Below are 24200 nucleotides of genomic sequence, written 5' to 3' on the forward strand. Positions count from 1 at the left end.
GGGCGCCTGACAGTCGCCCTTACGACTTACTACGCCGTAGGTCCACCGCGCCGCACCCGTCCCGTCTCGGATCGGGGAGAGGGATGGCGCACCAGGAAACCCCGGCGAGAGAGGCCGAAGGCCAATTCATGACCATGACTGATCCGATCGCAGACATGCTCACGCGTCTGCGTAACGCGAACTCGGCATACCACGACTCCGTGACGATGCCGGCATCGAAGATCAAGTCGCACATCGCGGAGATCCTCCAGCAGGAGGGCTTCATCACGGGCTGGAAGGTCGAGGACGCCGAGGTCGGCAAGAACCTCGTCCTGGAGCTGAAGTTCGGCCCCAACCGTGAGCGCTCCATCGCGGGCATCAAGCGGATCTCCAAGCCCGGTCTCCGGGTGTACGCGAAGTCCACCAACCTGCCCAAGGTGCTCGGCGGCCTCGGCGTGGCGATCATCTCCACGTCCCACGGTCTGCTGACCGACAAGCAGGCGCAGAAGAAGGGCGTGGGTGGGGAAGTCCTCGCCTACGTCTGGTAACGGAAGGGAACGGAGGAAACAGCTATGTCGCGTATCGGCAAGCTCCCCATCCCGGTTCCCGCCGGCGTGGACGTCACCATCGACGGCCGTACGGTCAAGGTCAAGGGCCCCAAGGGCGAGCTGACCCACACCGTTGCCGCGCCGATCGACATCGTCAAGGGCGAGGACGGCACCCTCTCGGTGACCCGCCCCAACGACGAGCGGCAGAGCAAGGCCCTGCACGGCCTGTCCCGCACGCTGGTGGCGAACATGATCACCGGTGTGACCCAGGGATACGTCAAGAAGCTCGAGATCAGCGGTGTCGGTTACCGCGTGCAGGCCAAGGGCTCGAACCTCGAGTTCGCGCTCGGCTACAGCCACCCGATCACCGTCGAGGCGCCCGAGGGCATCTCCTTCAAGGTGGAGACCCCGACCCGATTCCAGGTCGAGGGCATCGACAAGCAGAAGGTCGGCGAGGTTGCGGCCAACATCCGCAAGCTGCGCAAGCCCGACCCGTACAAGGCCAAGGGTGTCAAGTACGAGGGCGAAGTCATCCGCCGCAAGGTCGGAAAGGCGGGTAAGTAAGCCATGGCATACGGTACGAAGATCGCTAAGGGCGACGCTTACAAGCGTGCTGCCATCAAGCGGCGCCACATCCGTATCCGTAAGAAGGTCAACGGTACGGCTGAGCGTCCCCGCCTGGTCGTGACCCGCTCGAACCGCCACATCGTGGCCCAGGTGATCGACGACCTCAAGGGTCACACCCTTGCGTCGGCGTCGTCCCTGGACGCGTCCATCCGTGGTGGCGACGACGACAAGTCGGCCCAGGCCGGCAAGGTCGGCGCCCTGGTCGCCGAGCGTGCCAAGGCCGCTGGTGTCGAGGCCGTCGTGTTCGACCGTGGTGGTAACCGGTACGCGGGTCGCATCGCGGCCCTGGCCGACGCCGCCCGCGAGGCCGGGCTCAAGTTCTGAGCTCGCTGCGTAGCTAGCGGAAAAGAGAGAGGTAAATCCAATGGCTGGACCCCAGCGCCGCGGTGGCGGTGCCGGTGGCGGCGAGCGGCGGGACCGGAAGGGCCGTGACGGCGGCGCAGCTGCCGCCGAGAAGACCGCGTACGTTGAGCGCGTCGTCGCGATCAACCGCGTCGCCAAGGTTGTGAAGGGTGGTCGTCGCTTCAGCTTCACCGCGCTGGTCGTGGTGGGCGACGGTGACGGCACCGTGGGTGTCGGTTACGGCAAGGCCAAGGAGGTGCCGGCCGCCATCGCCAAGGGCGTTGAGGAGGCCAAGAAGCACTTCTTCAAGGTCCCCCGTATCCAGGGCACCATCCCGCACCCCATCCAGGGTGAGAAGGCTGCCGGTGTCGTTCTCCTCAAGCCGGCTTCGCCGGGTACCGGTGTTATCGCCGGTGGTCCCGTGCGTGCCGTCCTGGAGTGCGCCGGTATCCACGACGTGCTGTCGAAGTCGCTCGGCTCCGACAACGCGATCAACATCGTGCACGCGACCGTGGAGGCCCTGAAGGGTCTGCAGCGTCCCGAGGAGATCGCGGCCCGCCGTGGTCTGCCGCTGGAGGACGTCGCCCCCGCGGCTCTGCTGCGTGCGCGTGCCGGGGCGGGTGTGTGATCATGGCGCAGCTCAAGATCACGCAGGTCAAGTCCTACATCGGCAGCAAGCAGAACCACCGTGACACCCTGCGCTCCCTTGGTCTCAAGGGCATCAACACGCAGGTCGTCAAGGAGGACCGCCCCGAGTTCCGCGGCATGGTGCACACCGTCCGCCACCTCGTGACGGTCGAGGAGGTCGACTGATCATGGCGGAGCAGAACCCGCTCAAGATCCACAACCTCCGTCCCGCCCCGGGTGCCAAGACCGCCAAGACCCGTGTCGGTCGTGGTGAGGCCTCGAAGGGTAAGACGGCCGGTCGTGGTACCAAGGGCACCAAGGCCCGCTACCAGGTTCCGGAGCGCTTCGAGGGTGGCCAGATGCCGCTCCACATGCGTCTCCCGAAGCTGAAGGGCTTCAAGAACCCCTTCAAGACGGAGTACCAGGTCGTCAACCTGGACAAGCTCGCCGCCCTCTACCCCGAGGGTGGGGAGGTCACCGTTGCCGACCTGGTCGCCAAGGGTGCCGTCCGCAAGAACAGCCTTGTCAAGGTCCTCGGCCAGGGCGAGGTCTCCGTGGCGCTGCAGGTGACGGTCGACGCCGTCTCCGGCTCCGCCAAGGAGAAGATCACCAACGCCGGCGGCACGGTCACCGAGCTCGTCTGAGCCCGGGCGGCCACCCCGCGCAGCACGTACGAAGGCCGGGCAGTTCCCTTCCGGGGGAGCTGCCCGGCCTTCGGCGTGTTCTCCGGCAGAGGCACGTGTCCGGCAGAGACACGCGTCCGTCAGAGTGTCCATGGGGGTATTTCCGCGTGTGTGTTTCCCCGTGGCGAACCGTCTTGATGATCATGGGTCGGCGCAAGAAAGTAAACCAGGGCATCCGCATGTGTCCATTGGCCTTTCGGGAGCCCCGGGCCGACCTGGGAAAAGGCGACTTCTCCGATACTCCGGGGCGCTCGGCGGACGGTTCCGATCGAGTCACGGGAATCGAACAGCCGACGGATCCTGTTGACGTGGGGAGATCTTGGCTTGGTTGACGGGCAAGCGAACTTCACCTGGCTGCACAGGCACTGTTAGAGTCCGTGAGGTCCACCTGTGCCCGCGCGAGGAAAGCCGTTCGGTGTCGGGGTGGGAGAAAACATCGTTCGGCCCACCGGGCCCTGTTGAAAACGACTAGTCCCTACCGCGCGCGTCGCGGGGGTCGCAGGAGGAACCGTGCTCACCGCGTTCGCCCGGGCGTTCAAGACGCCCGACCTGCGCAAGAAGCTGCTCTTCACGCTCGGCATCATCGTGGTCTACCGGATCGGCACGCATGTCCCGATCCCCGGCGTCGACTACACCGCTGTGCAGTTCTGCATCGACCAGGCCAGTACCAACCAGGGTCTGTTCGGTCTGGTGAACATGTTCAGCGGTGGCGCGCTGCTGCAGATCACGATCTTCGCGCTCGGCATCATGCCGTACATCACGGCGAGCATCATTCTGCAGCTGCTGACCGTGGTGATTCCGCGCCTGGAAGCCCTGAAGAAGGAGGGCCAGGCCGGCACGGCGAAGATCACACAGTACACGCGTTATCTGACGGTGGCCCTGGCCATTCTCCAGGGCACGGGTCTCGTCGCCACCGCCCGCAGCGGCTCGCTGTTCAACGGCTGCCAGTTGGCCGGCTCGATCGTGCCGGACCGCTCGATCTACACCACCATCGTCATGGTCATCACCATGACCGCCGGTACGGCCCTCGTCATGTGGCTCGGTGAGCTCATCACCGACCGCGGCATCGGCAACGGCATGTCGATCCTGATGTTCATCTCGATCGCCGCGACGTTCCCGTCCGCTCTGTGGGCCATCAAGGAGCAGGGCGACCTGGCGGACGGCTGGATCGAGTTCGGCACCGTCATCGCCGTCGGCCTGGTCATGGTCGCGCTGGTGGTCTTCGTCGAGCAGGCCCAGCGCCGTATCCCGGTCCAGTACGCGAAGCGCATGATCGGCCGTCGGTCCTACGGCGGTACCTCGACGTACATTCCGCTGAAGGTGAACCAGGCGGGTGTGATCCCCGTCATCTTCGCGTCGTCGCTGCTCTACATCCCGGCGCTGATCGTCCAGTTCGCCAACTCTCAGGCCGGCTGGGCCACTTGGATCCAGACCAACCTGGCGGACACCGCGGCGCCCGTACACATCACTCTCTACTTCTTCCTGATCGTCTTCTTCGCCTTCTTCTACGTGGCCATCTCCTTCAACCCCGAAGAAGTCGCGGACAACATGAAGAAGTATGGTGGCTTCATCCCGGGCATCCGGGCCGGCCGGCCGACCGCTGAGTACCTTTCGTATGTGCTCAACCGGATCACCTGGCCGGGTTCGTTGTACCTGGGCCTGATCGCTCTTGTGCCGACGATGGCGTTGGCTGGTTTCGGGGCGAACGCGAACTTCCCGTTCGGTGGTACCAGCATCCTGATCATCGTGGGTGTGGGTCTGGAGACGGTGAAGCAGATCGAGAGCCAGCTCCAGCAGCGCAATTACGAAGGGTTCCTCCGCTGATGCGAATCGTCCTCGTTGGGCCGCCGGGTGCGGGCAAGGGAACGCAGGCCGCGTTCCTCGCCAAGAACCTGTCCATCCCGCACATCTCCACGGGCGACCTGTTCCGGGCCAACATCAGCCAGAAGACGGAGCTCGGCAACCTCGCCAAGTCCTACATGGACGCGGGCAACCTGGTGCCGGACGAGGTCACCATCGGGATGGCCAAGGACCGCATGGAGAAGCCCGACGCGGAGCACGGCTTCCTGCTCGACGGCTTCCCGCGCAACGTCTCGCAGGCCGAGGCGCTGGACACCACGCTCGACGAGGCCGGCATGAAGCTGGACGCGGTCCTCGACCTGGAGGTCCCCGAGGAAGAGGTCGTCAAGCGGATCGCCGGCCGCCGCATCTGCCGGAACGACTCCTCGCACGTCTTCCACGTCACGTACAAGCAGCCGAAGCAGGAGGGCGTCTGTGACGTCTGCGGCGGCGAGCTGTACCAGCGTGACGACGACTCCGAGGAGACCGTCCGCAAGCGGCTGGAGGTCTACCACACCCAGACCGAGCCGATCATCGACTACTACAAGGCCCAGGGCCTCGTGGTGACGATCTCGGCGCTCGGCAAGGTGGAAGAGGTCACCCAGCGCGCGATGGACGCGCTGAAGCGCGAGGACGACGGCAAGTAAGCCGTCTGCGGTACGTCGGCCGCGGTGCCCTGGAGGGGCGCCGCGGCCGTACTGTTGTGTAGGCAACCCCAAGAGTTCACAGTCACGGAAGACGGAGAGCGCAGGCCCCCATGGTGCAGATCAAGAGCCCCGAGCAGATCGCCAAGATGCGCGAGGCGGGGCTGGTCGTCGCCGCCATCCACGCGGCCACTCGTGAGGCGGCCGTGCCGGGCGCGTCCACGAAGGACCTCGACGACGTGGCCCGCAAGGTGCTCGAGGAGCACGGGGCCAAGTCGAACTTCCTCGGGTACGGCGGCTTCCCCGCGACCATCTGCACCTCCGTGAACGAGGTCGTGGTGCATGGGATCCCGAGTGAGGACGTCGTCCTGAAGGACGGGGACATCATCTCCATCGACTGCGGTGCCATCGTGGACGGCTGGCACGGTGACGCGGCGTACACCGCCTTCGTCGGCTCCGGGCACGCCCCGGAGCTGATCGAGCTGTCGCGGGTGACCGAGGAGTCCATGTGGGCCGGGATCGCGGCGATGAAGCAGGGCAACCGGCTCGTCGACGTCTCGCGGGCCATCGAGACGTACATCCGCCGGCAGCCGAAGCCGGGGGGCGGGAAGTACGGGATCGTCGAGGACTACGGCGGGCACGGCATCGGGACCGAGATGCACATGGATCCGCATCTGCTGAACTATGTCGACCGGCGGCGGGGGAAGGGGCCGAAGCTGGTGCCGGGGTTCTGTCTCGCGATCGAGCCGATGGTGTCTTTGGGGACGCCGAAGACGGAGGTCCTGGCGGACGACTGGACCGTGGTCACCACGGACGGCACGTGGTCGTCGCACTGGGAGCACTCGGTGGCGGTGACGGAGGCTGGGCCGCTGGTGCTCACCGCCCCCGACGGCGGGAAGGCGAAGCTGGCCGAGTACGGGATTACGGCGGCTCCCGATCCGGTGGGATGAGCAATCGTCGCCGAGCGCTTCCGTATCCGGCGTATCGATCTTCTGTGGTGGGCAGGCATAGCCGAATTCGTGTTTCCGGAAGGCCTGACGTAGACTGACTCGTCGGCTCTGGTGTGCCCGTGTGTCCTCATACGGTCGCGGAGAGTCGATCAAGGTAGTCGATTCGAAGGGCGAAGCGTGGCCAAGAAGCAAGGTGCCATCGAGATCGAGGGCACTGTCGTCGAGTCTCTGCCGAACGCCATGTTCAAGGTCGAGCTCCAGAACGGCCACCAGGTCCTGGCACACATCAGCGGCAAGATGCGTATGCACTACATCCGCATCCTCCCTGACGACCGGGTCGTGGTGGAGCTGTCTCCGTACGACCTGACGCGTGGCCGGATCGTCTACCGCTACAAGTAGATCTTGCCTCCGCACTCCGTGCCCCGGTCTCTCGGGACACGGGTGGTGGCACTGACCCGGAGAACCTCACCCCATGAAGGTCAAGCCGAGCGTCAAGAAGATCTGCGACAAGTGCAGGGTGATCCGCCGTCACGGTCGGGTCATGGTCATCTGCGAGAACCCGCGCCACAAGCAGCGCCAGGGCTGACGCACGTTCGACCGCTCCCTCTGCATCGATATCGCAGGGATTCGCGCGACGCGAGCTGAATTTGTTCATACGCAGGGCCCGGATCACCTCTGAGTGGTCCGACACCCCCGGTTCGGAGGCCGGGGACCCGGTTCGTACCTGATACGGCGGCCGGGAACCGGCTCTGTGGAAGACCTCCGAAGATCACCAGGAGCCATTGAATGGCACGCGTTTCCGGTGTTGACATCCCGCGCGAAAAGCGCGTGGAGGTCGCCCTCACCTACGTGTTCGGCATCGGCCGGACCCTCTCGAAGGAGACGCTGGCGGCGACCGGCGTCGACCCGAACACCCGCGTCCGCGACCTCTCCGAGGAGCAGCTCGTCGCGATCCGCGAGTACGTGGACAACAACATCAAGACCGAGGGTGACCTCCGTCGTGAGATCCAGGCCGACATCCGCCGCAAGGTGGAGATCGGCTGCTACCAGGGCCTGCGTCACCGTCGTGGCCTGCCCGTCCGCGGTCAGCGCACCAGCACCAACGCCCGCACCCGCAAGGGCCCGCGTCGCGCCATCGCCGGTAAGAAGAAGCCGGGCAAGAAGTAGTCCGCAGCGACACTCGCCGTCCAGCGGTCTTCGCTGTAGGACCGACCACCTCCCGTAGGAGTAAATAGATGCCCCCCAAGGGACGTCAGGGCGCTGCCAAGAAGGTGCGCCGCAAGGAAAAGAAGAACGTCGCTCACGGCCACGCGCACATCAAGAGCACGTTCAACAACACGATCGTTTCGATCACGGACCCGTCCGGCAACGTGATCTCGTGGGCCTCCGCCGGCCACGTCGGCTTCAAGGGCTCCCGCAAGTCCACGCCGTTCGCCGCGCAGATGGCCGCCGAGTCGGCTGCCCGCCGCGCCCAGGAGCACGGCATGCGCAAGGTCGACGTGTTCGTCAAGGGCCCGGGCTCGGGTCGTGAGACGGCCATCCGTTCGCTCCAGGCGACCGGTCTCGAGGTCGGCTCCATCCAGGACGTCACGCCCACCCCGCACAACGGCTGCCGTCCGCCGAAGCGTCGTCGCGTTTGATCGTCGGGCGCGACGACTCTCTCCGCGTCGGCAGAGATGATCCGCGTCGGCGCGTCTAACAAGCGTTTGGCCGATTCGGTCTCGGTTCGGGCGGTACGGCTCCATGAAGGGGCCGTATCGCCCGTACCCTTGCAGTACCCGCGCTTTTCATGGGTGCGGTTTCCGTCGGGCGTCAAATAGCGGGCGTCCACGACAGAAGGATCTGATCCACACATGCTGATCGCTCAGCGTCCCTCGTTGACCGAAGAGGTCGTCGACGAGTTCCGCTCCCGGTTCGTGATCGAGCCGCTGGAGCCGGGCTTCGGCTACACCCTCGGCAACTCCCTGCGTCGTACGCTCCTGTCGTCGATCCCCGGTGCGGCTGTCACCAGCATCCGGATCGACGGTGTCCTGCACGAGTTCACCACCGTGCCGGGTGTCAAGGAGGACGTCACCGACCTGATCCTCAACATCAAGCAGCTGGTCGTCTCCTCGGAGCACGACGAGCCCGTCGTGATGTACCTGCGCAAGCAGGGCCCGGGTCTGGTCACCGCCGCCGACATCGCGCCTCCGGCCGGTGTCGAGGTGCACAACCCCGACCTCGTCCTCGCCACGCTCAACGGCAAGGGCAAGCTGGAGATGGAGCTGACGGTCGAGCGTGGCCGCGGTTACGTCTCCGCCGTGCAGAACAAGCAGGTGGGCCAGGAGATCGGGCGTATTCCGGTCGACTCGATCTACTCGCCGGTTCTCAAGGTCACCTACAAGGTCGAGGCGACCCGTGTCGAGCAGCGCACCGACTTCGACAAGCTGATCGTCGACGTCGAGACCAAGCAGGCCATGCGTCCCCGTGACGCCATGGCGTCGGCCGGTAAGACCCTGGTCGAGCTGTTCGGTCTGGCCCGTGAGCTCAACATCGACGCCGAGGGCATCGACATGGGTCCGTCCCCGACGGACGCCGCTCTCGCCGCCGATCTGGCGCTGCCGATCGAGGAGCTGGAGCTCACCGTTCGGTCGTACAACTGCCTCAAGCGTGAGGGCATCCACTCCGTGGGTGAGCTCGTTGCGCGCAGCGAGGCCGACCTGCTCGACATTCGTAACTTCGGTGCGAAGTCGATCGACGAGGTCAAGGCGAAGCTGGCCGGCATGGGCCTGGCCCTGAAGGACAGCCCGCCCGGATTCGACCCGACCGCCGCGGCTGACGCGTTCGGCGCGGACGACGACGCGGACGCCGGGTTCGTCGAGACCGAGCAGTACTGACAGCTCGGTTCGGCGGTTCGTTTTAGGCTGCGCGACCGCTGTGGCTGGTCGCGCAGTTCCCCGCGCCCCTTACGGGGCGCTGGTTGTTGCCGGTGAGCATCCGCTCATCGGGCCCTGACCTCGGTACCTCATACGGCCGGGGCAGATACCAAGGAGAAAGAAAATGCCGAAGCCCACCAAGGGTGCCCGTCTGGGCGGCAGCGCCGCGCACGAGAAGCTGCTTCTTGCGAACCTCGCCAAGAGCCTTTTCGAGCACGGTCGTATCACCACCACCGAGGCGAAGGCCCGTCGGCTGCGGCCGTACGCCGAGCGCCTGATCACCAAGGCGAAGAAGGGTGACCTTCACAACCGCCGTCAGGTGCTCTCGGTCATCACGGACAAGGGCGTCGTGCACACGCTCTTCACCGAGATCGGCCCGCGCTACGAGAACCGTCCGGGTGGCTACACCCGTATCACCAAGATCGGTAACCGCCGTGGCGACAACGCGCCCATGGCTGTCATCGAGCTGGTCGAGGCGCTGACCGTCGCGCAGCAGGCGACCGGTGAGGCCGAGGCCGCGACCAAGCGTGCCGCCAAGGACGCCGAGGCTGCCGCTGAGGTCAAGGCCGAGGAGACCAAGGTCGACGTCACCAAGGCCGACGAGGCCGAGGCCGAGGCGCCGGCTGAGGAGTCCAAGGACGCCTGAGGCTCTGCCTTGCGTTGAGCGGGTCCGTCCCCTTCCGGGGGCGGACCCGCTTTTGTGTACCTGAGAGGATCCAGGGGTGAGTGACGAAGTACAGCCCGGTTACGTCCGTATCCGTCTCGACCTGTCCTACGACGGGAGCGAGTTCTCCGGGTGGGCCAAGCAGGCACGGGGGCAGCGGACCGTGCAGGGGGAGATCGAGGAGGCTCTGCGTACGGTCACGCGGTCCCGGGAGACCTTTGAGCTGACCGTAGCCGGGCGGACCGACGCCGGGGTGCATGCCCGGGGGCAGGTGGCGCATGTGGATCTGCCTCGGGAGGTCTGGGACGAGCACCACGGGAAGCTGCTGAAGCGGCTGGCGGGGCGGTTGGCCAGGGACGTGCGGGTGTGGGCGCTGCGGGAGGCGCCCAGTGGGTTCAACGCGCGGTTCTCGGCCGTCTGGCGACGGTACGCGTATCGCGTCACCGACAATCCCGGCGGTGTCGATCCACTGCTGCGCAACCACGTGCTGTGGCACGACTGGCCGCTGGATGTGGATGCCATGAACGAGGCCGCGCGGGGGCTGCTGGGCGAGCATGACTTCGCGGCCTACTGCAAGCGGCGTGAGGGTGCCACGACCATTCGTACGCTTCAGGAGCTGAGCCTGGTGCGGGGCGAGGACGGGATCATCACCGCCACCGTGCGGGCCGACGCCTTCTGCCACAACATGGTGCGGTCGTTGATCGGGGCGCTGTTGTTCGTGGGGGACGGACACCGTGGGGCCGACTGGCCCGCGAAGGTGCTGGCCGCGGGGGTACGGGACTCCGCCGTGCATGTCGTACGACCGCACGGGCTGACCCTGGAGGAGGTCGGGTACCCGGCGGACGAGCTGCTGGCCGCGCGGAGCAAGGAGGCGCGGAACCGGCGGAGCCTGCCGGGGGTGCCCGGGGGCGGTGGCTGCTGCTGACCCCGGGCGGCCGGACGCGGGTTACTGCTCGTTGGCCGCGGCGGCAGCCTGGGCCTCGCCCCGGCGGCGGATCTGCTCGAAGGTGTGCTTGCCGAGGGCGTCGCCGGCGGCGAAGACGGAGCTGTCCTTCTCCGTGACGTCCTTGCCGTCGGTGAAGCCGGACACGGTGAAGTAGGCGTAACGGCCGTAGGAGTTGGCGGTCGTACGGCAGACCGTCGTACGGCAGAAGGTGGGGACGCCTTCGCCGGAGAGCGAGACGAGGGTGCTCTTCTTGTCCCAGTCCGCCTTGACCTTGTCCGCTTTGGCCTCGGTGTCGAACAGTGCGACGCCGATCGTGACCGCGATCTTGTCCCGGTAGTACGTCACGCGCATGAAGCGGGTGCAGTCGTTCTTGGTCAGGAGCTTGTCGAGGGCGCCCTGGACGGCCGAGGCACAGTCCTTCGTCGAGGCCGTGGGGCCCTTGAGATAGACGTTGTCGTCCTGCGTCGTCAGCTGGGAGCCTGGGAAGAGGATGTCCGGGCTGATCGGCGCCTTGTCCTTCTTCGCGCTGGAGATGAAGTCCTTCGGGTTCAGCGGGGGCGGGGCCGAGGTCGGTGCGAACGACGGGTCCGTCTTGGCGCTGGCGCTCGGGATGTCCGCCGTGGCCGGGAGGTCGTTCGGGCCGTTCGCCGTTGTGTTGCCGCTGTCGGTGTTGACGACGGCGACGGCCACGGCGACGCCTATGCCGACCGTGGCGAGGGCGCCGCCGACGATCATCAGGAGTCTGCGCCGTTTGTTGCGTATTTCAGACTGCTCGGCGAGTGACGCCCAGTCCGGGGTCTGGTTATTGGTGGAATTCCACTGATTGTCCCACGGATTGCGGGAACCCCCGGGGCTCCACTGAGACCCCCCCTGCCCAAAGCTCATGGGCCGCATTTTAGACGGGTGAAGGGGCGTACTGGTGAGTGTCTACGGGGAGTTGAGCCGGACAGCCCTCGGACAGCACTTCGCCCCGACGCATGGCGACGGGGCGAAGCAAGCGGGCCCGGATCAACCAACGGCATCCCTGACTGAGGATTCGGGCCCACGGCGTGTGCTGGTGGTTACGCCTTGTCCTTCCAGCCGGCGACGAGCTTGCGCGTGCTGTGGTCGTTCAGCTTCGTGTACGAGAAGACGTTGATCTCGAGCTTGTGCCCGTTCTTGAACTTCATGTCGCAGGTCTTGCTCTTGCCCTTGCCCTTGACGTTGCACCAGTCCATCGTCGGGTTCTTCGCGGACAGGTCGTAGACGGAGACGTACAGACCGGTCTTGCCCGCCTTGGTGTCCCAGACCTTGAGGATCTCGCCCTTGGACGTGAACTTCACCTGACCGCCGGGCACCGAGTAGTAACTCGATGCGGACGCCGTCCCCGCGGTGCCCAGCGTCAGCGCGACACCGGCCGCCACCATCGACGCGAGCATGCTCTTGCGGAACTTCATATGTGGACCCCGTTTGTGCAGGTTGCATGTCTGATCACGCGCCTCGCGGCACGTGAGGCCGGATCGTATCGAACCCATGGGCGAAGTGGATCAATGGGCGTCGCGATCCCCGGCCCGGCCCCGGCGGCAGCGGCAGCGCACCGTTTTGACCCGGTCGGGCATGCGCGGCTAAGCTCAAGGTTCGTTATGTGTATTGGCTTGCTCATTCTCACGTGAGAGGCCTTACACCGGTCCACCGGGCCGATGACCAGCGACCAGCACGCGGTTTGCGTCACCGCTGTGCGGTCAGGGCTGTCGTGATCGTCTTCGGTGACCTTGTCAGGAACCTCACTGAAGAAGCGAAGGCTACGAACCGTGCGTACGTACAGCCCCAAGCCCGGCGATGTGACGCGCCAGTGGCACGTCATCGACGCTCAGGACGTGGTCCTGGGTCGTCTCGCCACCACCGCAGCGACCCTGCTCCGCGGCAAGCACAAGCCGATCTACGCCCCCCACGTCGACGCTGGTGACTTCGTCATCATCATCAACGCGGACAAGGTGCACCTGTCCGGCAACAAGCGGACCCAGAAGATGGCCTACCGCCACTCCGGCTACCCGGGTGGTCTGCGCTCCGTCCGCTACGACGAGCTGCTGGACAAGAACCCGGAGAAGGCCATCGAGAAGGCCGTCAAGGGCATGCTCCCGAAGAACTCGCTGGGCCGTCAGATGCTCTCGAAGCTGAAGGTCTACAAGGGTGACCAGCACCCGCACGGCGCGCAGCAGCCGCAGCCGTTCGAGATCACCCAGGTCGCGCAGTAAGTCCGGCCACCCCTAAGACTGAAGAGAATCTGAGGAGAATCGTGGCCGAGACCACTGCCGAGCAGCCGTTCGAAGAGATCGACATCGACAGCTACACCACGGAGTCGGACGTCCCCGTCGAGGGCGAGTACACCTCCGAGTCCCTCGCGTCCCGCTTCGGCGAGCCGCAGCCGGCCGCCGGCCTGGGCCGTCGCAAGAACGCGATCGCCCGCGTCCGGATCGTCCCGGGCTCCGGCAAGTGGAAGATCAACGGGCGTACGCTCGAGGACTACTTCCCGAACAAGGTGCACCAGCAGGAAGTCAACGAGCCGTTCAAGGTTCTTGAGCTGGAGGGCCGTTACGACGTCATCGCGCGTATCGCCGGTGGCGGCGTCTCCGGTCAGGCCGGTGCGCTCCGTCTCGGTGTCGCCCGCGCGCTGAACGAGGCCGACGTCGACAACAACCGCGGCCCGCTCAAGAAGGCCGGCTTCCTGCGTCGTGACGACCGTGCGGTCGAGCGCAAGAAGGCCGGTCTGAAGAAGGCCCGCAAGGCTCCGCAGTACAGCAAGCGCTAATCACGCCGCTTCGCTGCACCGCGCGCTTCGCACGCATCGCCCCGGTGGCACGTACCCGTGCCGCCGGGGCGGTTTGCGTAGCAGGGGCGAGTGTTTATCGCAGGCTTAAGCGCAGACTGTCCATACAACCCCGGCAGGGGGAGGACGGTCTCAGGGGATGTACTTGGTCCGGGAAGTACCGGGACACTCGGGGACACCCGGGATGGGACAGCCCGGTGCGGGACCATCTGGTACGAGCCGCACATTCTCAGCAATTCGGAGGACACCACAGTGGGACGACTCTTCGGCACGGACGGCGTGCGCGGTGTCGCCAACGCGGATCTGACGGCCGAGCTGGCGCTCGGACTCTCCGTCGCGGCGGCGCACGTACTCGCCGAGGCGGGCACGTTCGAAGGCCACAAGCCGGTGGCGGTGGTCGGGCGGGATCCGCGAGCGTCCGGGGAGTTCCTGGAGGCCGCCGTCGTGGCCGGCCTCGCCAGCGCGGGCGTCGACGTGCTGCGCGTCGGCGTGCTGCCCACCCCGGCGGTGGCGTTCCTCACCGGCGAGCTGGGCGCCGACCTCGGCGTGATGCTCTCCGCCAGCCACAACGCCATGCCCGACAACGGCATCAAGTTCTTCGCCCGCGGCGGGCACAAGCTCGCGGACGAGCTGGAGGACAAGATCGAGGCCGTCTACGAGGAGCACCGGACCGGGGCGCCCTGGGACCGGCCCACCGGGGCGGGTGTCGGGCGGATCAACTCGTACGACGAAGGGTTCGGGCGGTACGTCGATCATCTGCTGTCCGTCCTTCCCAACCGGCTCGACGGGCTCAAGGTCGTCCTCGACGAGGCGCACGGTGCCGCTGCCGCGGTCTCGCCGGAGGTGTTCAAGCGGGCCGGTGCCGAGGTCGTCACCATCGGTGCCGAGCCGGACGGGCTCAACATCAACGACGGATGCGGGTCCACGCACCTCGACAAGCTGCGTGCCGCCGTCATCGAGCACGGGGCCCACCTCGGTATCGCGCACGACGGGGACGCCGACCGCTGCCTCGCCGTGGACCACGAGGGCGGCGAGGTCGACGGGGACCAGATCCTCGCGGTGCTCGCGCTGGCCATGCGGGAGCGTGGGGTGCTCCGCTCCGACACGGTCGTCGCCACCGTCATGTCCAACCTCGGCTTCAAGCTGGCGTTGGAGCGGGAGGGGCTGCGGCTGGTGCAGACCGCGGTCGGGGACCGGTATGTGCTGGAGGAGATGAAGGAGCACGGGTTCGCCCTCGGGGGCGAGCAGTCCGGGCATGTGATCGTGCTGGATCACGCCACCACCGGGGACGGCACGCTGACCGGGTTGCTGCTGGCGGCTCGGGTCGCGCAGACCGGGCGCACGCTCAAGGAGCTGGCGGGCGTGATGGAGCGGCTGCCTCAGGTGCTCATCAACGTGCCGGATGTGGATCGGACGCGGGTGGGGACGTCCGCGGAGTTGGCCGCCGCCGTGGCCGAGGCAGAGCGGGAGCTCGGTGGCAGCGGGCGGGTGTTGCTTCGGCCTTCGGGGACCGAGCCGTTGGTTCGGGTGATGGTCGAGGCGGCCGATATCGAGCAGGCTCGGTCTGTGGCCGGACGGCTTGCCGATGCGGTGAAGTCCGCGCTCGGGTAGGTGGCTGGTTCCGGGTTCGGGCGGGGGTCTGTGCTGGGCGGGCCGCGGGTTCGTCCTGGTTGCTCGCGCGCACGCGGCGGAGCCGCACATCAGCACAGGCCCCGCGGTCCCTTGTGGGGACCCGTCTGTCACAAGGCGCTGTTGCGCTGACGCTGCGTGGCCCAGAGCCATTTCTGGGCCAGTAGCGTGAGGGTGCCGGCGAGGACGATGCCCAGGAGGTTCAGGAGCAGTTGCTCCGTCGAGCCCACTGTTTGTTTCGTGTCTCCGTAGCTCAGGGCGACTGCCGCGTTGGCGGCGGCCGGGACGGTGGTCACGGAGATGGCCACGCCGACCAGGGCGCCCGACTTGGCCGAGGTCAGGGAGAGGGTGCCGGCGATGCCGGCGAGGACCGCCACGACGAAGGAGAACGCGTCGGGGGCGTAGATGAAGGCCGTGTTGGGCCGGCCGGCGTCCAACTGCTCCCTGCTGAACAGGTCGAGCGAGTCCATGAAGAGGCTGAAGCCGACCGTCAGTGCCATCGCCACCGCGAAGCCCACGATCAGGGCGATCAGGGAGCGCAGCGCGAGACGTGGTCGGCGTTGGACCATGGCCGTGCTGAAGCCGGCCAGCGGGCCGAACTCGGGGCCGACCGCCATCGCGCCCACGATCAGGATCGCGTTGTCGAGGACCACGCCGCACGCCGCGATCATCGTGGCGAGGGTGAGGAAGGCGACGTAGGTGATGGAGAGCGTCGACTCCTCGTGTGTGGCGTCCGCCAGGTGCTCCCACAGCACCGCGTCCGCTCCCTCGCCCGGTGCCTCCGCCTCGGCCTTGTCGGCGCGCTCGGAGAGCGCCAGGTCGATGTTCTCGACGGCGATGGAACCGCACTTGTCCAGTTCCAACGCCCGTAGCGCGCCGATCAGTTCGTCGCCCGCCTCGCGTGCGACGTCGCACAGCACGAGGTCTCCGGCGGGGGTGCGGGCGGCGCCCGTCATGACGACGAGGTGGGTCGTCCCGACCGTCTTCTCGATCAGGCGTACCACGTCGTCGGTTTTGTCGGCCGGTGTGATCAGGCGCAGATGCAGCATGACGTCTTTCTAACAGGCCATCGTTACGCGTACGGGTTCCGTGTACGGATCACGGCCTCACAGCTTGCGCAGGCTGAGGCGTTGGACCTTGTGGTCCGGGCCCTTGCGGATGATGAGGGTGGCCCGGCCCCGGGTCGGGGCGATGTTCTCGACCAGGTTGGGCTTGTTGATCGTGCGCCAGAGGGTGCGGGCGTAGTCGACGGCGTCGTCCTCGGAGACCTGGGTGTACTTGCGGAAGTACGAGTCCGGCTTCTGGAAGGCGGTCTGGCGGAGCTTCTTGAAGCGGCTGAGGTACCAGCGCTCGATGTCGTCGACGCCGGCGTCCACGTACAGGCTGAAGTCGAAGTAGTCGGCGAGACCGACGCGGGTGCGGCCGTCCTTGCCGGGGAGGGCGGGCTGGAGGACGTTCAGGCCCTCGACGATGAGGATGTCGGGGCGGCGGACCGTGAGCCGCCGGTCGGGGACGATGTCGTAGATGAGGTGGGAGTAGACGGGGGCCGTCACCTCGTCCTTGCCGGCCTTGATGTCGGCGACGAAACGGGTCAGCGCGCGGCGGTCGTACGACTCGGGGAAGCCCTTGCGGGAGACCAGGCCGCGCTCCTGCAACTCCTTCATGGGCAGCAGGAAGCCGTCCGTGGTGACCAGTTCGACGCGCGGGTGTTCGGGCCAGCGGGCGAGGAGGGCCTGGAGCAGCCGGGCGACGGTGGACTTGCCGACGGCCACGGAGCCGGCGACGCCTATGACGAACGGGGTGCCGGACTGCGAGCCCTGTTCGCCGAGGAAGGTGTTCAGGGCGCCGCGCAGGCCGTCCGTGGCACCCACGTAGAGGTTGAGGAGGCGGGACAGCGGCAGGTAGATGTCCCGTACCTCGTCGAGGTCGATGACATCGCCCAGGCCGCGCAGCCTCTCGACCTCCTCGGCGGTCAGTGGCAGCGGCGTCTTGTCGCGCAGCGCGCTCCACTCGGCACGGGTGAGGTCGACGTAGGGAGTCGCCTCCGGCCTGGGCCGGTGGGCGCTCCGCGGCAACGAGGAGACCGGTGAGATCACAGTCCATTGTTAACGGAGTGCGAACGGGGTGGCGGGGTGGGATCCGTCACGCGGGGGCGATGGCGTGGCGGGACAGGGTAGAGGGTTTGCCCTTCGCTGTGGGGGAACTGTGGGGAAGGTATGGACCTCGGGTGCGGGCAGGACTAGCGTCCAGGCGGTCGGGAGGGAGCCGCCTGCCGATCGACCAGGGGGAAATGGGGGCCTGAGATGGCTTTTGCCATGCGTGTGCGCATACGGGACGTCGTTCGGTTGCGGGGCGCCTTACGACAGGGGTCCGCGCCCGGTGACGCCGAGTTCCGCGGGCGGGTGTGCAGCGAGCTCGCCGCCGATCTGCCGGACGAGGACCTGGGGGAGTATCTGAACGACGCGATCGACACGTACCGGATGGGGAGCAAGCCGCGGTGCGAGGAGGTCGAGTATCTGGAGATGGTGCGGGAGGCGATCGACCGGATCGAGGAGGGCGAGTGAGCCGTCGATGAGGCGGGGCCCGGGGCCGTGAGCCGCTGGTGAGGTGGGATCCGGCTCTGTGAACCGCCGACGAGTCGGGGTCCCGGGTCTGTGAACCGCCGACGAGTCGGGTCCTCGTTCATGGGCTGCCGGTGAGCCCGGACGCTAGTCCATGACCGCCGTGGCGTAGCCGAGGGCGACGGCCACGACGACGGTGAGGACGATCAGGGCGACAAGGGCGAGGCCCAGCAGCCCGGTCACGCCGGCGATCACCGCCCAGCCGGCCCGCGCCGCGCGCTGGGCCCGCTGGACCTCGCTGTGGTGGTCACTGTCGTCGTACCAGTCACGATCATGCATGGTGTGCTCCTGTCGAAGGTACGGCCTGGCCTCTCGGCCCGAGACGCCCTCGACGTCAGGATGGCCAGGGCTTCGGGTTCCTGACGGAAGAGGCTTTCGCCTGCTTCGGTGAGCGCGCGTCGGCGACCCCGAGGGGGGACGCCGTCCGCCGTTCGGCGCTCACGCCGTGATGTTCCGCCAGGCCGCCGGGATCGCCTCCGCCACGTCGTGGGCGCCGACCGGGGCGCCCTGTGCCGCGTAGCGGCCCGCCAGGCCGTGGAGGTACGCCGCCACGCTCGCCGCGTCCAGGGGGGTGAGGCCCGCGGCCAGGAGGGAGCCCGCCAGGCCGGAGAGGACGTCGCCGCTGCCGGCCGTGGCCAGCCAGGGGGTGCCGGTGGGGTTCACGCGGATCGGGGTGGTGTCGTCGGGGGTGGCGACGAGGGTGGTGGAGCCCTTGAGGAGGACCGTGGCGTCGTAGGCGCGGGCCAGGTCCCGTACGGCGGTGAGGCGGGATGCCTCGACCTCTTCGCGGGAGACGCCCAGGAGGGCCGCCGCCTCTCCGGCGTGGGGGGTCATCAGGGTGGGGGCCGTGCGGGCGCGGACCGTTTCGCGGTCGGCGAGGCGTAGGCCGTCGGCGTCCAGGAGAACGGGGACGTCGGTGGAGAGGGCCTCGGCGATCGGGGTCGCGTCGTCGCCCGCGCCGGGGCCCGCGACCCAGGCCTGCACCCTTCCCGCCTTCTTCGGGCCCTTGTCCGACACCAGGGTCTCCGGGAAGCGGGCGAGGACGGTTTCCCGTGCCGTGCCCACGTAGCGGATGGCTCCCGCGCCGCCGCGCAGGGCGCCCGCGACCGCGAGTACGGCGGCGCCGGGGTAGCGGGTCGAGCCCGCCGCGATGCCGACCACTCCTCGGCGGTACTTGTCGCTCTCCGGGGTCGGGCGGGGGAGGAGGGCGGCCACGTCGGCGTGCTGGAGAGACTCCAGGTCGGGGGTGGCGGGGAGGGTACTGCCGAGGCCGATGTCGATCAGGCGTACCGAGCCGGCGTACGCGCGGGCCGGGTCCACGAGCAGGCCCGGTTTGTGGGTGCCGAAGGTGACGGTGAGGTCGGCGTGGATGGCCGGGCCGTGTACTTCGCCGGTGTCGGGTTCGATGCCGCTGGGGAGGTCGACGGCTACGACGGTGGCGGGGGAGGCGGCCGTGAGGTCGGCCAGGTGGGCGGCTTCGGGGCGGAGGCCGCCCTTGCCGCCGATGCCGACGATGCCGTCCAGGATGAGGTCGGCCCTGGAGATGAGGTCCGCTGCGGTGGTGTGGGGGGTGGGGGTGGTCGTGGTACCGCCTGCTCGGAGGAGGGCCTTCAGGGCTTCGGGGTGGGTGCGGTCCGGGTTGAGCAGGACGGCCGTTACTCCTGCGCCGCGTTTGGCCAGGCGGGCGCCTGCGTAGAGGGTGTCGCCGCCGTTGTCGCCGCTGCCGGTGAGAAGGACGATGCGGCTGCCGTAGACGCGGGGGAGGGTGTCCGCGCAGGCCGCGGCCAGGCCCGCGGCCGCGCGTTGCATGAGGGCGCCGTCCGGTAGGCGGGCCATCAGGGTGCGTTCGGCTGTGCGGACGGTTTCTACGCGGTGGGCTGAGCGCATGGGGTGAGTCTGCCTTGCGGAGGGGCGGGTGTGCAGCCGGGTGGGGTGGGGTCAGCCCTCTGCTACCACCACCGCCGAGGCCACGCCCGCGTCGTGGCTCAGGGAGATGTGCCAGGACTTGACGCCCAGTTGGGCGGCGCGGGCCGCGACCGTGCCGGTTACTCGGAGGCGGGGTTGGCCGGAGTTCTCGACGTAGATCTCCGCGTCGGTCCAGTGGAGGCCGGCGGGGGCGCCCAGGGCCTTGGCCAGGGCCTCCTTGGCGGCGAAGCGGGCCGCCAGGGAGGCGATGCCTCGGCGTTCGCCGCTGGGGAGGAGGAGTTCGTTCGGGAGGAAGAGGCGCTCGGCCATGCTGGGGGTGCGTTCCAGGGAGGCGCGGAAGCGGTCGATCTCGGCGACGTCGATGCCGACTCCGATGATGGGCATGGGCTGCACCCTACGGGGCCCCCGACCAGGCTTCGGTCCCCGCCGACCGAAAGAGGCCCGGCCCCCGTCCGCTCGCCCCGCCCGGCCCCCGTCCGCTCGCCCGCCCCCTCCGCTACTCCACCGTCACCGACTTCGCCAAGTTCCTCGGCTGGTCCACCTCGTTGCCCCTCGCCGTCGCCAACTCGCACGCGAAGACCTGGAGGGGGACCGTGGCGACCAGCGGCTGCAGCAGGGTCGGGGTGGCCGGGATGCGGATCAGGTGGTCGGCGTACGGCACCACCGCCTCGTCGCCCTCCTCCGCGATGACGATCGTGCGGGCGCCCCTCGCGCGGATCTCCTGGATGTTGGAGACGATCTTGTCGTGGAGGACCGAGCGGCCACGGGGGGACGGGGCCACGACCACCACCGGGAGGCCCTCCTCGATCAGGGCGATCGGACCGTGCTTCAGCTCCCCCGCCGCGAAGCCCTCCGCGTGCATGTACGCCAACTCCTTGAGCTTCAGGGCGCCCTCCAACGCCACCGGGTAGCCGACGTGGCGGCCCAGGAACAGCACGGTGTTCTTGGTGGCGACAGTGCGCGCCAACTCCCGTACCGGCTCCATGGTTTTCAGTACGCGTTCGACCTGGCAGGAGATTCTGGAGAGGTCTCGGATCACCGCCTGGATCTCGTCGCCCCACTTCGTGCCGCGTACCTGGCCGAGGTACAACGCGACCAGATAGCAGGCCACCAGCTGGGTGAGGAACGCCTTCGTCGAGGCGACCGCGACCTCCGGGCCGGCGTGCGTGTACAGCACCGCGTCCGACTCTCGGGGGATCGTCGAGCCGTTGGTGTTGCAGATGGCGAGGACCTTGGAGCCCTGCTCGCGGGCGTGCCGGAGGGCCATCAGGGTGTCCATGGTCTCGCCGGACTGGGAGATGGCGATCACCAGGGTGTGCGGGTCGAGGATCGGGTCCCGGTAACGGAACTCGCTGGCCAGCTCCACCTCGCACGGGATACGCGTCCAGTGTTCGATGGCGTACTTGGCGATGAGCCCGGCATGGAACGCCGTACCGCACGCGACGATGACCACCTTGTCCAGCTCGCGCAGCTCCGAGGCGGAGATCCGGACCTCGTCGAGCGTCAGCGAGCCCGACGCGTCGATACGGCCCAGCAATGTGTCGGCGACCGCCTTGGGCTGCTCGGCGATCTCCTTGAGCATGAAGTAGTCATAGCCCCCCTTCTCGGCCGCCGAAGCGTCCCAGTCGACGTGGTACGAGCGCACGTCGGCGGGGCGGCCGTCGAAGGTCGTCACCGTCACGCCGTCCCGGCGCAGCTCCACCACCTGGTCCTGCCCCAGCTCGATCGCCGACCGCGTGTGGGCGATGAACGCGGCGACGTCCGAGGCGAGAAAGGCCTCGCCCTCGCCGACGCCCACCACGAGCGGGGAGTTCCGCCGGGCGCCCACGACCACGTCGGGCGCGTCCGCGTGCACCGCGACCAGCGTGAACGCGCCCTCCAGCCGACGGCACACCAGCCGCATCGCCTCCGCGAGGTCGTCGCACGACGAGAACTCCTCGGCGAGCAGATGGGCGACCACCTCGGTGTCCGTCTCGGAGGCCAGGTCGTGGCCGCGCTCGGTCAACTCGGCGCGGAGGACGGCGAAGTTCTCGATGATGCCGTTGTGGACGACGGCCACCCGGCCCGCGTTGTCCAGATGCGGGTGGGCGTTGGCGTCCGTGGGGGCGCCGTGGGTGGCCCAGCGGGTGTGGCCGATGCCGGTGGAGCCGGTGGGCAGCGGGCGGCCGACCAGCTCCTTCTCCAGATTGACCAGCTTCCCGGCCTTCTTGGTGGCGGCCAGGCCCCCGTCGGCCAGCACGGCCACGCCCGCCGAGTCGTACCCCCGGTACTCCAGCCGCTTCAGACCGGCCAGGACCACGTCGAGCGCGGACTTCGAGCCGACGTATCCCACGATTCCGCACATATCAACCCCTGTGTCGTTCCGGTGTGCCGGCTGCCGGTGTGATGGTCTGCGACTTGCCGTGTATCCAATGTGACTGTACGTGACAGTGCGGCACCAGGTGAGCCCTCATATCGGGTGACTTCCCCCGCGCATATCGGGTGACCGTACGCGCGGCGCATTCACGCGCGCGTGGGCGACACGTATCGCTGATCGCATGACAAGCCGACTGATGTTCCGTGCCGTCGCCGTGCAGATCGACACACCCGACCAGGTGCTGCCGCCGCTGGTGTACACGCCGAGCACCGAGGAGGAGGCGGTGGAGCCGATGGACGCGGTGGCCGGGACGTACGACCTCATCGAGTCCGTGCCGCTAGGCGAGGCCGAGGCCGTCGCGCGGGGCAAGGTCACCTGTACGACGCAGCTGACGTGGGTGCAGAAGGGGAAGAAGGTGGTGTTCGGGCCGGCCCCGATTCGAAGCGGGCGCACGGGTTACCCGACTCGGGGTGGATGGCACCGGATCTACTGGCGGCACAAGAACCACTGGTCGACGCTGTATCACCAGCCGATGCCGTACAGCCAGTTCTTCAGTGGGGGGCAGGCGTTCCACGCGGTGTACGGGTCCCTCTACACGGAGATCGGGTCCATGGGGTGTGTGAATCTGCGGGTGGCGGACGCTCGGGCGTTGTGGGAGGCCTTGAAGACGGGGGATCGGGTTTTCGTCTGGGGGAAGCGGGCGGGGCGATGATCCGGGTTCGGGGTGGCGGCTTCCCCGCGTGGCGGACGCGGGTTGTCCGGGGTGGCGGCTTTCGTGCGCGGCGGACATGGGTTGTCCGTGGGCGCTCGCGCCCACGCGGCGGAGCCGCGTATCGATACGGCCTCGCTCCCCTTCAGGGCGCGCCGGTGGGGTGCCCGTGCTCTCTGAGACACTGGCCGTGCCATGACTGAGAACGAACCCCTCCCGGCCGCGACCCTGCGGGCCCGTGCCGAGATCGATCTGGATGCCCTGCGGGCCAATGTGCGGACGTTGCGCGCGCTGGCGCCGGGTGCTGCCCTGATGGCCGTGGTCAAGTCGGACGCGTACGGCCATGGGGCGGTGCGGTGTGCGCGGGCGGCGGTCGAGGCGGGGGCCACCTGGCTGGGGACGGCCACGCCGGAGGAGGCGCTGGCGCTGCGGGCGGCGGGGCTGCCGGGGCGGATCATGTGCTGGCTCTGGACACCGGGCGGGCCCTGGCGGGAGGCCGTCGAGGCGGACCTCGACGTCTCCGTCAGCGATCTGTGGGCCCTGCGGGAGGTCACCGAGGCGGCGCGGCAGGCGGGCGTACGCGCGCGTGTGCAGCTCAAGGCCGACACCGGGCTCGGGCGCAGTGGCTGTCAGCCCGATGACTGGCCCGAGTTGGTCGCCGCGGCGCTGCGCGCGGAGGCCGACGGGGTCGTCGCCGTCACCGGGCTCTGGTCGCACTTCGCCTGCGCCGACGAGCCGGGGCACCCGTCCATCGGCGCCCAGCTCGCCCGCTTCCGCGAGATGGTCGCGTACGCCGAAGGGCAGGGCGTGCGCCCCGAGGTGCGGCACATCGCCAACTCGCCCGCCACCCTCACCCTCCCCGACTCCCACTTCGACCTCGTACGCACCGGGATCGCCGTCTACGGCATCTCGCCCAGCCCCGAGCTGGGCAGCTCCGCCGACCTCGGACTGCGCCCGGTGATGCGGCTCAGCGCCTCGCTGGCGCTGGTCAAGCATGTCTCCGGGGGCCATGGCGTCAGCTACGGGCACCACTACGTGACCCCGGGAGACACCACCCTCGGCCTGGTCCCCGTCGGCTACGCGGACGGCGTCCCCCGGCACGCCTCCGGCACCGGCCCCGTCCTGGTCGGCGGCAAGTGGCGGACCGTCGCCGGCCGGGTCGCCATGGACCAGTTCGTCGTCGACCTCGGCGGGGACGAACCCGCCGCGGGGGACGAGGTCGTGCTGTTCGGCACGGGCGACGCGGGCGAGCCGACCGCCGAGGACTGGGCGCAGGCGGCCGGAACCATCGGGTATGAGATCGTCACCCGGATCGGAACTCGCGTGCCGCGCGTCTACGTCCACACGGGTGAGTGAGCGGGCGACGGCACCCCATCCGTGAGTACGGAT

The 24200-nt window shown here is 68.2% G+C and carries 30 protein-coding genes; 22 read left to right on the top strand and 8 right to left on the bottom strand.

The features are described 5' to 3' along the window. Positions 1-128 precede the first annotated feature (128 nt). The 16 genes from rpsH to truA all read left to right on the top strand — a co-directional run bounded on the left by rpsH (position 129) and on the right by truA (position 10743). Entirely contained in the window at positions 129-527 is a 399-nt protein-coding gene (gene rpsH / locus STRIP9103_RS05690; RefSeq protein WP_030839654.1) for a 30S ribosomal protein S8, read from the top strand. Between the two features lie 24 nt (positions 528-551). Then, positions 552-1091, top strand: a complete 540-nt coding sequence (rplF, locus tag STRIP9103_RS05695) for a 50S ribosomal protein L6 (RefSeq protein ID WP_009300583.1) — start codon at positions 552-554, stop codon at positions 1089-1091. 3 nt (positions 1092-1094) lie between these two features. Then, positions 1095-1478 (top strand): 50S ribosomal protein L18, encoded by a 384-nt coding sequence (gene rplR / locus STRIP9103_RS05700; RefSeq protein ID WP_009300621.1) that lies wholly within the window; start codon positions 1095-1097, stop codon positions 1476-1478. A gap of 40 nt (positions 1479-1518) precedes the next feature. Continuing rightward, entirely contained in the window at positions 1519-2124 is a 606-nt protein-coding gene (gene rpsE, locus STRIP9103_RS05705) for a 30S ribosomal protein S5 (protein WP_004984517.1), read from the top strand. A 2-nt stretch (positions 2125-2126) separates the two neighbouring features. Further along, the gene (gene rpmD / locus STRIP9103_RS05710; protein ID WP_003974250.1) at positions 2127-2309 is read left to right on the top strand and encodes a 50S ribosomal protein L30; all 183 of its coding nucleotides are present in this window, start codon (positions 2127-2129) and stop codon (positions 2307-2309) included. A 2-nt stretch (positions 2310-2311) separates the two neighbouring features. Beyond that, complete coding sequence (gene rplO, locus STRIP9103_RS05715; RefSeq protein ID WP_009300627.1) at positions 2312-2767, top strand: 50S ribosomal protein L15; 456 nt, start codon at positions 2312-2314, stop codon at positions 2765-2767. Between the two features lie 549 nt (positions 2768-3316). Then, positions 3317-4630, top strand: a complete 1314-nt coding sequence (gene secY / locus STRIP9103_RS05720; protein ID WP_009300642.1) for a preprotein translocase subunit SecY — start codon at positions 3317-3319, stop codon at positions 4628-4630. After that, entirely contained in the window at positions 4630-5292 is a 663-nt protein-coding gene (locus tag STRIP9103_RS05725) for an adenylate kinase (RefSeq protein WP_009300588.1), read from the top strand. The genes secY and STRIP9103_RS05725 overlap by 1 nt, the downstream gene beginning before the upstream one ends. 110 nt (positions 5293-5402) lie before the next feature. Further along, on the top strand, positions 5403-6239 hold the full coding sequence (gene map / locus STRIP9103_RS05730) for a type I methionyl aminopeptidase (protein ID WP_009300611.1): 837 nt from the start codon (positions 5403-5405) through the stop codon (positions 6237-6239). Positions 6240-6416: 177 nt separating this feature from the next. After that, on the top strand, positions 6417-6638 hold the full coding sequence (gene infA / locus STRIP9103_RS05735; RefSeq protein ID WP_003948620.1) for a translation initiation factor IF-1: 222 nt from the start codon (positions 6417-6419) through the stop codon (positions 6636-6638). Positions 6639-6711: 73 nt separating this feature from the next. Then, positions 6712-6825, top strand: a complete 114-nt coding sequence (gene rpmJ / locus STRIP9103_RS05740; RefSeq protein WP_003998809.1) for a 50S ribosomal protein L36 — start codon at positions 6712-6714, stop codon at positions 6823-6825. Positions 6826-7025: 200 nt separating this feature from the next. After that, positions 7026-7406, top strand: coding sequence for a 30S ribosomal protein S13 (gene rpsM / locus STRIP9103_RS05745; RefSeq protein ID WP_009300593.1), 381 nt, complete (start codon positions 7026-7028; stop codon positions 7404-7406). 68 nt (positions 7407-7474) lie between these two features. After that, positions 7475-7879, top strand: a complete 405-nt coding sequence (rpsK, locus tag STRIP9103_RS05750) for a 30S ribosomal protein S11 (protein ID WP_003956432.1) — start codon at positions 7475-7477, stop codon at positions 7877-7879. A gap of 213 nt (positions 7880-8092) precedes the next feature. Continuing rightward, on the top strand, positions 8093-9115 hold the full coding sequence (locus STRIP9103_RS05755) for a DNA-directed RNA polymerase subunit alpha (protein WP_003966937.1): 1023 nt from the start codon (positions 8093-8095) through the stop codon (positions 9113-9115). A 163-nt stretch (positions 9116-9278) separates the two neighbouring features. After that, the gene (gene rplQ / locus STRIP9103_RS05760; RefSeq protein WP_009300596.1) at positions 9279-9800 is read left to right on the top strand and encodes a 50S ribosomal protein L17; all 522 of its coding nucleotides are present in this window, start codon (positions 9279-9281) and stop codon (positions 9798-9800) included. Between the two features lie 76 nt (positions 9801-9876). Continuing rightward, positions 9877-10743, top strand: coding sequence for a tRNA pseudouridine(38-40) synthase TruA (gene truA / locus STRIP9103_RS05765; protein ID WP_009300579.1), 867 nt, complete (start codon positions 9877-9879; stop codon positions 10741-10743). A 21-nt stretch (positions 10744-10764) separates the two neighbouring features. Here the strand turns inward: truA and STRIP9103_RS05770 are convergent, their stop codons facing one another. Together STRIP9103_RS05770 and STRIP9103_RS05775 are read right to left on the bottom strand one after the other, a co-directional pair. Next, the gene (locus STRIP9103_RS05770) at positions 10765-11649 is read right to left on the bottom strand and encodes a hypothetical protein (protein ID WP_181810250.1); all 885 of its coding nucleotides are present in this window, start codon (positions 11647-11649) and stop codon (positions 10765-10767) included. A 176-nt stretch (positions 11650-11825) separates the two neighbouring features. Continuing rightward, the gene (locus STRIP9103_RS05775; RefSeq protein WP_009300591.1) at positions 11826-12200 is read right to left on the bottom strand and encodes a hypothetical protein; all 375 of its coding nucleotides are present in this window, start codon (positions 12198-12200) and stop codon (positions 11826-11828) included. Between the two features lie 354 nt (positions 12201-12554). Here STRIP9103_RS05775 and rplM point away from each other — a divergent pair, with 354 nt between their 5' ends. The 3 genes from rplM to glmM all read left to right on the top strand — a co-directional run bounded on the left by rplM (position 12555) and on the right by glmM (position 15181). Continuing rightward, complete coding sequence (gene rplM / locus STRIP9103_RS05780; RefSeq protein WP_019329618.1) at positions 12555-12998, top strand: 50S ribosomal protein L13; 444 nt, start codon at positions 12555-12557, stop codon at positions 12996-12998. 41 nt (positions 12999-13039) lie between these two features. Further along, the gene (gene rpsI, locus STRIP9103_RS05785; protein ID WP_009300595.1) at positions 13040-13552 is read left to right on the top strand and encodes a 30S ribosomal protein S9; all 513 of its coding nucleotides are present in this window, start codon (positions 13040-13042) and stop codon (positions 13550-13552) included. 270 nt (positions 13553-13822) lie between these two features. Further along, positions 13823-15181 carry a phosphoglucosamine mutase gene (gene glmM / locus STRIP9103_RS05790; protein ID WP_009300624.1) on the top strand — a complete coding sequence of 453 codons (1359 nt, stop codon included), beginning with the start codon at positions 13823-13825 and terminating at the stop codon, positions 15179-15181. A gap of 128 nt (positions 15182-15309) precedes the next feature. Here the strand turns inward: glmM and STRIP9103_RS05795 are convergent, their stop codons facing one another. Further along, entirely contained in the window at positions 15310-16248 is a 939-nt protein-coding gene (locus STRIP9103_RS05795; protein WP_009300617.1) for a DUF389 domain-containing protein, read from the bottom strand. A gap of 57 nt (positions 16249-16305) precedes the next feature. After that, positions 16306-17295, bottom strand: a complete 990-nt coding sequence (coaA, locus tag STRIP9103_RS05800) for a type I pantothenate kinase (RefSeq protein WP_009300590.1) — start codon at positions 17293-17295, stop codon at positions 16306-16308. A gap of 219 nt (positions 17296-17514) precedes the next feature. On the opposite strand from coaA, the gene STRIP9103_RS05805 reads away from it, so the two are divergent. Then, the gene (locus tag STRIP9103_RS05805) at positions 17515-17763 is read left to right on the top strand and encodes a hypothetical protein (RefSeq protein WP_234022127.1); all 249 of its coding nucleotides are present in this window, start codon (positions 17515-17517) and stop codon (positions 17761-17763) included. Between the two features lie 144 nt (positions 17764-17907). Here the strand turns inward: STRIP9103_RS05805 and STRIP9103_RS05810 are convergent, their stop codons facing one another. The 4 genes from STRIP9103_RS05810 to glmS form a co-directional block, all read right to left on the bottom strand. After that, entirely contained in the window at positions 17908-18099 is a 192-nt protein-coding gene (locus STRIP9103_RS05810) for a hypothetical protein (protein WP_009300635.1), read from the bottom strand. A 159-nt stretch (positions 18100-18258) separates the two neighbouring features. Further along, positions 18259-19707, bottom strand: coding sequence for a bifunctional ADP-dependent NAD(P)H-hydrate dehydratase/NAD(P)H-hydrate epimerase (locus STRIP9103_RS05815; protein ID WP_009300640.1), 1449 nt, complete (start codon positions 19705-19707; stop codon positions 18259-18261). Between the two features lie 51 nt (positions 19708-19758). Then, entirely contained in the window at positions 19759-20130 is a 372-nt protein-coding gene (locus STRIP9103_RS05820; protein WP_009300631.1) for a holo-ACP synthase, read from the bottom strand. 112 nt (positions 20131-20242) lie between these two features. Further along, positions 20243-22090 (bottom strand): glutamine--fructose-6-phosphate transaminase (isomerizing), encoded by a 1848-nt coding sequence (gene glmS, locus STRIP9103_RS05825; RefSeq protein WP_009300578.1) that lies wholly within the window; start codon positions 22088-22090, stop codon positions 20243-20245. 193 nt (positions 22091-22283) lie between these two features. On the opposite strand from glmS, the gene STRIP9103_RS45990 reads away from it, so the two are divergent. Both STRIP9103_RS45990 and alr read left to right on the top strand, forming a co-directional pair. After that, complete coding sequence (locus tag STRIP9103_RS45990) at positions 22284-22814, top strand: L,D-transpeptidase (protein ID WP_078613811.1); 531 nt, start codon at positions 22284-22286, stop codon at positions 22812-22814. Between the two features lie 192 nt (positions 22815-23006). Then, on the top strand, positions 23007-24167 hold the full coding sequence (alr, locus tag STRIP9103_RS05835; protein WP_009300586.1) for an alanine racemase: 1161 nt from the start codon (positions 23007-23009) through the stop codon (positions 24165-24167). Positions 24168-24200: the final 33 nt, after the last annotated feature.

This window comes from Streptomyces ipomoeae 91-03 (assembly GCF_000317595.1).
Taxonomy (GTDB): domain Bacteria; phylum Actinomycetota; class Actinomycetes; order Streptomycetales; family Streptomycetaceae; genus Streptomyces; species Streptomyces ipomoeae.

Bases quoted from the DNA above. Each gene is read 5' to 3' on its own strand.
- rpsH (WP_030839654.1), top strand. From the start codon at position 129: ATGACCATGACTGATCCGATCGCAGACATGCTCACGCGTCTGCGTAAC.
- rplF (WP_009300583.1), top strand. From the start codon at position 552: ATGTCGCGTATCGGCAAGCTCCCCATCCCGGTTCCCGCCGGCGTGGAC.
- rplR (WP_009300621.1), top strand. From the start codon at position 1,095: ATGGCATACGGTACGAAGATCGCTAAGGGCGACGCTTACAAGCGTGCT.
- rpsE (WP_004984517.1), top strand. From the start codon at position 1,519: ATGGCTGGACCCCAGCGCCGCGGTGGCGGTGCCGGTGGCGGCGAGCGG.
- rpmD (WP_003974250.1), top strand. From the start codon at position 2,127: ATGGCGCAGCTCAAGATCACGCAGGTCAAGTCCTACATCGGCAGCAAG.
- rplO (WP_009300627.1), top strand. From the start codon at position 2,312: ATGGCGGAGCAGAACCCGCTCAAGATCCACAACCTCCGTCCCGCCCCG.
- STRIP9103_RS05725 (WP_009300588.1), top strand. From the start codon at position 4,630: ATGCGAATCGTCCTCGTTGGGCCGCCGGGTGCGGGCAAGGGAACGCAG.
- map (WP_009300611.1), top strand. From the start codon at position 5,403: ATGGTGCAGATCAAGAGCCCCGAGCAGATCGCCAAGATGCGCGAGGCG.
- rpmJ (WP_003998809.1), top strand. From the start codon at position 6,712: ATGAAGGTCAAGCCGAGCGTCAAGAAGATCTGCGACAAGTGCAGGGTG.
- rpsM (WP_009300593.1), top strand. From the start codon at position 7,026: ATGGCACGCGTTTCCGGTGTTGACATCCCGCGCGAAAAGCGCGTGGAG.
- rpsK (WP_003956432.1), top strand. From the start codon at position 7,475: ATGCCCCCCAAGGGACGTCAGGGCGCTGCCAAGAAGGTGCGCCGCAAG.
- STRIP9103_RS05755 (WP_003966937.1), top strand. From the start codon at position 8,093: ATGCTGATCGCTCAGCGTCCCTCGTTGACCGAAGAGGTCGTCGACGAG.
- rplQ (WP_009300596.1), top strand. From the start codon at position 9,279: ATGCCGAAGCCCACCAAGGGTGCCCGTCTGGGCGGCAGCGCCGCGCAC.
- STRIP9103_RS05770 (WP_181810250.1), bottom strand. From the start codon at position 11,649: ATGAGCTTTGGGCAGGGGGGGTCTCAGTGGAGCCCCGGGGGTTCCCGC.
- STRIP9103_RS05775 (WP_009300591.1), bottom strand. From the start codon at position 12,200: ATGAAGTTCCGCAAGAGCATGCTCGCGTCGATGGTGGCGGCCGGTGTC.
- STRIP9103_RS05795 (WP_009300617.1), bottom strand. From the start codon at position 16,248: ATGCTGCATCTGCGCCTGATCACACCGGCCGACAAAACCGACGACGTG.
- STRIP9103_RS05805 (WP_234022127.1), top strand. From the start codon at position 17,515: ATGCGTGTGCGCATACGGGACGTCGTTCGGTTGCGGGGCGCCTTACGA.
- STRIP9103_RS05810 (WP_009300635.1), bottom strand. From the start codon at position 18,099: ATGCATGATCGTGACTGGTACGACGACAGTGACCACCACAGCGAGGTC.
- STRIP9103_RS05815 (WP_009300640.1), bottom strand. From the start codon at position 19,707: ATGCGCTCAGCCCACCGCGTAGAAACCGTCCGCACAGCCGAACGCACC.
- STRIP9103_RS05820 (WP_009300631.1), bottom strand. From the start codon at position 20,130: ATGCCCATCATCGGAGTCGGCATCGACGTCGCCGAGATCGACCGCTTC.
- glmS (WP_009300578.1), bottom strand. From the start codon at position 22,090: ATGTGCGGAATCGTGGGATACGTCGGCTCGAAGTCCGCGCTCGACGTG.
- STRIP9103_RS45990 (WP_078613811.1), top strand. From the start codon at position 22,284: ATGACAAGCCGACTGATGTTCCGTGCCGTCGCCGTGCAGATCGACACA.
- alr (WP_009300586.1), top strand. From the start codon at position 23,007: ATGACTGAGAACGAACCCCTCCCGGCCGCGACCCTGCGGGCCCGTGCC.